The sequence below is a fragment of the Candidatus Micrarchaeia archaeon genome (genome assembly GCA_041650355.1).
In the GTDB taxonomy this organism is placed as follows: domain Archaea; phylum Micrarchaeota; class Micrarchaeia; order Anstonellales; family Bilamarchaeaceae; genus JAHJBR01.
This window is the reverse complement of record JBAZLI010000054.1, coordinates 1-6,557: the sequence shown is the minus strand read 5'-3', so window position 1 is coordinate 6,557 and position 6,557 is coordinate 1. Positions and strand designations below refer to the sequence as shown.

Here is a 6,557-nt window from a genome sequence, read left to right as displayed (position 1 = left end):
TCTCTATGGCCGCGCGCACTTCCTTCTCCCCATATGTGGCAAGCCCGTCGTTTATCACTTCCTTTATGAACCTCTCAATGATTACGCGCTCCTTTATGGCTTCCTGTTCGAGGATGAGCGACTCGCTCTTGCCTATGGCTTCGCGAACGCCGTACTCCTCCGTATATCCTGTATCAACCACTCCGAGGACTTTATGCTGGTAGTTGTACGGGGCCGCCTTGTAGAAGAAGTCCTTGGTGGGGCCCGGGCCGCCTATCACCACCCCCTTCACCCTTCCCAGGAACGCGTCGTCCATCGCCGCGCCCACGCGCTGGTAATATTTCTCTATGCTTTCCTCTATCAGGCGCTCGTACCTCCTCGCGCTCTGCCCCCCCTTCCTGATTTTCGCGTGCGCCATGGAGTTCAGCTTCTTCACTATCACCGTCTGCGTGCCCTTGAGCACCGCGATGGTGGCTTCCCTTCCGTCCATAACCACAATCCCGTAGCTGTCCGTTGCGTCGAGCATGCGCTGGAGCGGCTCCAGGAAGAACCTGTTGTCGCACCTGTACACGCTCACGCTCAGGGGCTGGGGCGGCTCGAGGGAAAAGAGCTGGATGTCTGTTTTCGAGGGATTGTTGGATATGTTCCCCGCGAACGCGACCATCCCGTTCGGGGGAGTCTGCTTGAAGAGCTTGAGATGCGCTATTATCCTCTCCAGCGCGCCGATGACGTTGTTCCGCGTGGTCTTGGACTTGATGTTCCCGGCCTGGTTTATCTCCTCCCTGAGCCGGTTACCGGTCTCATGTATCGGGTATCCTGCGGGTATGTAAACCGAAACGAGTTCGGTCCCGCTGCCGCTCATCTCGCCAAGCTTCCTGAGCTGCTTCTTGAGCTCGTACGCTGCTTCGCTGCCGCTCATCGGGTCCACTCGCTCTCGTTAACGACCGCGCTGCCGAGCACTTTCCTGGCCTCCCTGGGCCGGTCCACGACAATTGAATCAAAAACGCTCCCGTCCTTCTTGCCCAGTATGTGGATGTTCAGCACGTTCACCTTCGCACCGCTTAGCTTCCTGGACACTTCGGCCAGCGTGCCGGGCGTGTCGTCCAGCCTCACCACTATGGATTTCGCGGGCAGGATTTCGAAGCCGTTGCGCTCCAGCGCCACCTTGGCCTTCTCATGCTTCGCGCTTGCCACGCCGAGCATGATGATTGCCTTCTCGTCAACCACGCTGACGTTTATTTGCTCTATGTTTATCTTCTCCTTTGCAAGCACGTAGGAAACGTCGGCCACCAGGCCCAGCCTGTCCTTGGCTAGCAGTATTATCTCCTTTATCATCCCACCACCTGCTGATGCGCAATCATAAGATAAATTGAGATAGGCTCCGAGAATATATAAATTTTGTGCTTGTATTCGTAAATTCGAACTCAGTGCCGCCTGCTTAGGCGGCATCTCTCCGCGCCTCGCGGAGATGCGGTTCCCATTTGCAAATCCCGTTGTCTGCGGACAATGATTTTTCCAGCATCCAGTCGTTTGCGAATGACTAGCTCTTCTGCATAGCCGAAGATAGCCGGAAATGCCGAGAAAATTTACGAAATTTTCCCGTTAAATAGAATTTTTCGCGTTCTCGTGCCCTTTGACGACGCCAAAACCGTCTTATTTTAAACCCCCTCTTCCAAATATTTCCTGGTGATGGGATGGAGAAAAGCAAGGCTATTCTTTCTTTGGAGCAGCAGTTCGGCGCAGAGCTCAAGGATTTAGGGGAGAAGAACCTGCTTTGGAACCCGAAATCCCTGGAAAGCGCTTCGGAGCCCTGGAGCGTGGTGAGCGGAAAAAAAGTGCTCATGTTCTGCTCCAATAACTATCTGGGGCTGTCCAACCATCCTGAAGTGAAGGAAGCGGCGATAGAGGCGGTGAAAAAATACGGTGCAGGGAGCGGTTCTGTGCGCCCCATCGCAGGGAACATGGCACTTCATCTGAAGCTTGAGGAAACGATAGCGCGCTTCAAGCGCACTGAGGACGCGATTTACTACAATACTGGGTTTACCGCGAATTCCGGCGCGATTCCGGCAATCGCAGGCGAAGGCGATTTGATAATTTCCGATGAGCTCAACCACGGCTCGATAATAGACGGCGTGCGGCTCACCAAAGCCGAGCGCGCGATATTCAAGCACAAGGACATGGACGATTTGAAGCGCGTGCTTGAGGGTACGAAAGCCAAGGCCTACAGAAGAATATGGATAATCACAGACGGGGTTTTCTCGATGGACGGGGACATCGCGCCGCTGGATAAAATTTGCGCGCTTGCGGACCAGTACGGGGCGCACATATACGTGGACGATGCGCACGGGGACGGAGTTCTGGGAAGCCACGGACGGGGAATCGTGAGCCATTTCAATCTGGACGGAAAAGTGGACATGGAGATGGGCACGTTCTCAAAGGGCTTCGGAACGATGGGCGGTCTCATCGCAACCACCAAAACGATAAAGAAATACCTGCTCAACAAATCCAGGACCTACCTGCTCACAGGTTCCCAGCCGCCCGCCGTAATCGCGGCGAGCATAAAGGCGCTTGAAGTGCTTGAGGGGGACGACGCGCTCGTGAAAAAACTGTGGGAAAATACAAAATACTTCAAGGCGAGAGCAAAAGAAATCGGCTTTGACACGGGGGAAAGCGAAACGCCCATCACCCCTGTAATGACTTACGATGAATCAAAAGCAAGGGATTTGAGCCTGAAACTCTTCGAGGAAGGGGTTTACGCTTTGCCCATAGTTTTCCCGATGGTCGCGAAAGGGAAAGCGAGAATCAGGACGATGATACGCGCGGACTTCTCCAAGGAGGACTTGGATTTCGCGCTGGAGAAATTCGGGAAAGTGGGGAAGGAGCTCGGAATCGTGAAATAGGTGGTTGGATGGCTGAAAGGATTCTGGTGATAGGGGCTACCGGGCAGATAGGCTCGGATTTGGTGCCCGAGCTCCGCGCGAAATTCGGGAATGAAAATGTCGTTGGAATGGGGAGCCGGGCAAAGCCGAGCCAGGAGCTTTTGCATGGGCCGTTCGAGTTCGCAGACGCAGCGGACAAAAGTGCCCTGGAGTCCCTGGTGAAGAAGTACGACATCAAAACCGTTTACCATCTCGCCTCGATACTCTCAGCGAAGGGCGAGCAGGATCCGGAACTAGCGTGGAAAGTCAACATGGGGAGCCTGAAGAACGTGCTTGATTTGGCCAGGGAATACAAAATAAAGGTGTTCTGGCCCAGCTCAATTGCAGCCTTCGGCCCCACCACTCCCAGAGACAGCACGCCCCAGCGCACGGTGCTCGAGCCGACCACGATGTACGGAGTCACCAAAGTCGCGGGCGAGCTTCTCTGCCAGTATTACTTCCTCAAATTCGGCGTGGACGTGAGGAGTTTGAGGTACCCGGGCCTGATAAGCTACAAAGCCCTTCCCGGCGGGGGCACGACCGATTACGCAATCGCAATCTTCTACGAAGCCCTGCAGAAAAAGCAATACGCCTGCTTCCTCGGGGAAGACAGCACGCTGCCCATGATGTACATGCCGGACGCAATAAAAGCCACAATCGGCATCATGGAAGCCCCTGCTTCAAGAATAGCGATACGCACGAGCTACAACCTTGCTGCAGTGAGCTTCTCTCCGAAGGAAATAGCTGCGGAAGTGAAGAAGCATATTCCTGAATTCAGGCAGAAAATCGCGGACTCATGGCCGAAATCAATAGACGATTCGGATGCGAGGCGCGACTGGGGCTGGAAGCACGAATACACTCTTGAAAAAATGACCAAAGAGATGATGGAAAGGCTTTCGGAAAAATTAGGGGTAAAATACTGAAAACAATAAAAAAATAGAGAATGAAAAGAAAAACTAGAAGAACTCAACGCTCCCGTCCGAAAGCTTGTATTTCGCACCCACTATTTTGAGTTTTCCTTCTTCCACGAGCTTCTTGCATATCGCGCTCTTCCTTAATATCGTCTTCATCTGGTTCTTCACATTCTCGCGCGCAGCATCCTCAATGTCCTTGCCTTTCTTCTTCATCTTCTTCACGGATTTCTCAATCTTTTTAACTATGTCCGCGATGTTTCCCTCGGCGTGCTGGCCTTCAGGAAGCTCCCATGCAGCTTTAACCGCGCCGCATTTCTCATGCCCCATGACCACGAGCAGGGGCGTGTGCAGGTGCTCAGCAGCGTATTCTATGCTTCCGAGCGCCACCTTGTCAGCCACGTTGCCAGCGTTCCTTATCACGAATATCGCCCCTATGCCGGCATCAAAGATATGCTCCGGAGGCACGCGCGAATCGCTGCACGTGAGCACTATCGCGTACGGGGCCTGCCCGTCCAGCGTTTCAGCCCTCATCTTCGCAAGGTCCTTCTGCGCAGGCTGGCTTCTGAATCTCATGTTCCCTTCCAACAATTTTTCCACTGCCATGGTTTCACCCTATTCATTCTAAGCCATTTATTTTTCGCTAAACCATTTTGCGTATAATGTTTATTAGGCTTTGCTGCGAACCTCATTTGCATGTGCGGCATTATAGGTTATGCTGGATTCAGGAAGGCTTCGGAAGTGATACTGCAGGGGCTGAAGACTCTGGAGTATAGGGGCTACGATTCGGCAGGAATAGCCATAGCAGGGGAAAACTCCATAGAGATAAGGAAGGACGCGGGAAGGGTGGATGATGTCGCTAATTCCCTTATGTTCACCTCGCTAGAAGGCCACATCGCCTTGGGTCACTCGAGATGGGCGACCCATGGGCGCGTGTGCAAGGAAAATGCCCATCCGCATTCCAGCTGCTCCAAAAGCATAGCCTTGGTCCATAATGGGGTAATAGAGAATTACCTCCCGCTGAAGCAGGATTTGCTTTCCAAAGGGCACAAGTTCGACAGCGAGACCGACAGCGAAGTGGTGGCCCATCTAATAGAGGAGAACGCGAAGTCCATGCCTCTGGAAAAGGCTTTTTTCGAGGCCATAAGGGCGCTCAGGGGCTCCTACGCGATTGTAGCAATCTCAACCGGTTCAGAGAAGCTTTTCGCTGCGAGGAGGAACAGCCCGCTCATACTTGGCCTGGGGGAAAAGGAGAACATGCTCGCCTCGGACATTCCAGCGGTACTGCCGTACACGAAACGCGTCATCCCCATAGGGGACGAGAGCATAGTGGTCGCGTCTGCGGGCGAATACGCAATATACTCGTTGGACGGGAAAAAGCTCGAGCCCATGATTATGGAGGTGAACTGGAGCGCCGAAGTCGCGGAAAAAGGCGGATTCCAGCATTTCATGCTCAAGGAAATCCACGAGCAGAAAACAGTTTTGCACGAGTCGCTCGCCACCGACGTGGAGGAAGCGCGCAAGCTAATCTCGAAGGCGCGGAGCGTGCACATACTCGCGTGCGGCACTTCCTACCACGCCGCCATCGCGTTCTCAATCCTGCTCGAGAAGCACATGGGGCTCAACGCGAAGCCGTTCATAGCCTCCGAGTACCAGTTCATAGCCAACCCGGGGAAGGAAACCCTGGTGATAGCGATTTCGCAGAGCGGCGAGACCGCGGACACGCTCCAGGCAGTGAAATACGCGAAATCGAACGGCGCGAAGATTCTTTCAATAACCAACGTGGTCGGTTCGAGCATAGTGCGCGCCTCGGACATGGTGGTCTACCTCCATGCGGGCCCTGAGGTGAGCGTCGCGGCCACCAAGACTTTCTCATCACAGCTCGCAGTCATATACAAGCTGGCTTTCGGGGGCAGGGGGCTTTCCTCAATCCCGGAGATAGTGCAGAACGCGCTGGCCCGGGAGCAGGACGTGAAGCGGCTTTCGGAAAAGCTGAAGGAAAAAGAGAATATATTCTTCCTCGGAAGGGGCCTTTCCTACCCGATAGCTATGGAGGGCGCGCTCAAATTGAAGGAACTTTCGTACCTCCATGCAGAAGCTTATCCTGGCGGTGAACTCAAGCACGGCCCGCTCAGCCTCATAGCCAAGGGAGTCCCGGTGATAGCGCTCGCGCCAAGCGACGAGACGCTCCCGAAGATACACGGGAACATAAAGGAGGTTAAGGCGAGAGGCGCCTTCGTGATAGCGCTCACCAGCGACCCGGACGTGATGAAAGAGGTTGACGTGGCCCTGGAGATACAAAAAACCCCTGCCGGGTTGCATCCGTTCGCGACGCTCCCGCTGCTGCAGCTTCTCGCGTACTACACCAGCACGTCGAGGGGCATAGACCCGGACAGGCCCAGGAACCTGGCCAAATCGGTCACGGTCGAATAGCATTATAAAGATAGGTTGCATAGAGACAAAAAGGCGAAAAGGTGGATAGCATGACCAACATAACCAAGAGCTTCAAGTGCAGCGCGTGCAGCATGGAATTTCCCCTCTCATTGACCACGGACCTGCTCCTGACGGATTTCACAATGCTGGCGAAATGCCCCAAGTGCGACCACAGCATCCAGCTGCACTTCGGGGTCATAGTGCAGGATCCCAGGCCGGCCCAGGCGCCTGCGGCAGTGCAGCCGTCGCTTGACGAGAGCATATTCGTGCCTCCGGAAATTCCGAGCAGCGAGATAAAGCGGCTTATAGAGGGATG

7 protein-coding genes are annotated in these 6,557 nt (G+C 54.4%); 4 read left to right on the top strand and 3 right to left on the bottom strand.

From position 1 onward, the window contains the following. Both prf1 and WC488_04085 read right to left on the bottom strand, forming a co-directional pair. A partial coding sequence (prf1, locus tag WC488_04090) for a peptide chain release factor aRF-1 (protein ID MFA5077579.1) occupies positions 1-898 on the bottom strand: 898 nt, incomplete at its 3' end. Then, positions 895-1,314, bottom strand: coding sequence for an ACT domain-containing protein (locus WC488_04085; GenBank protein ID MFA5077578.1), 420 nt, complete (start codon positions 1,312-1,314; stop codon positions 895-897). The genes WC488_04085 and prf1, both read right to left, overlap by 4 nt. A gap of 359 nt (positions 1,315-1,673) precedes the next feature. Here WC488_04085 and WC488_04080 point away from each other — a divergent pair, with 359 nt between their 5' ends. Both WC488_04080 and WC488_04075 read left to right on the top strand, forming a co-directional pair. Then, positions 1,674-2,879: a glycine C-acetyltransferase gene (locus tag WC488_04080; GenBank protein ID MFA5077577.1), complete on the top strand. Its 1,206-nt coding sequence runs from the start codon at positions 1,674-1,676 to the stop codon at positions 2,877-2,879. 8 nt (positions 2,880-2,887) lie between these two features. Continuing rightward, entirely contained in the window at positions 2,888-3,820 is a 933-nt protein-coding gene (locus WC488_04075) for an NAD-dependent epimerase/dehydratase family protein (GenBank protein ID MFA5077576.1), read from the top strand. Positions 3,821-3,853: 33 nt separating this feature from the next. On the opposite strand, the gene WC488_04070 is transcribed toward WC488_04075, so the two are convergent. Beyond that, entirely contained in the window at positions 3,854-4,414 is a 561-nt protein-coding gene (locus tag WC488_04070; protein MFA5077575.1) for a carbonic anhydrase, read from the bottom strand. Positions 4,415-4,504: 90 nt separating this feature from the next. On the opposite strand from WC488_04070, the gene glmS reads away from it, so the two are divergent. Then, positions 4,505-6,241, top strand: a complete 1,737-nt coding sequence (gene glmS, locus WC488_04065; GenBank protein MFA5077574.1) for a glutamine--fructose-6-phosphate transaminase (isomerizing) — start codon at positions 4,505-4,507, stop codon at positions 6,239-6,241. A 50-nt stretch (positions 6,242-6,291) separates the two neighbouring features. Next, a partial coding sequence (locus tag WC488_04060) for a hypothetical protein (GenBank protein MFA5077573.1) occupies positions 6,292-6,557 on the top strand: 266 nt, incomplete at its 3' end.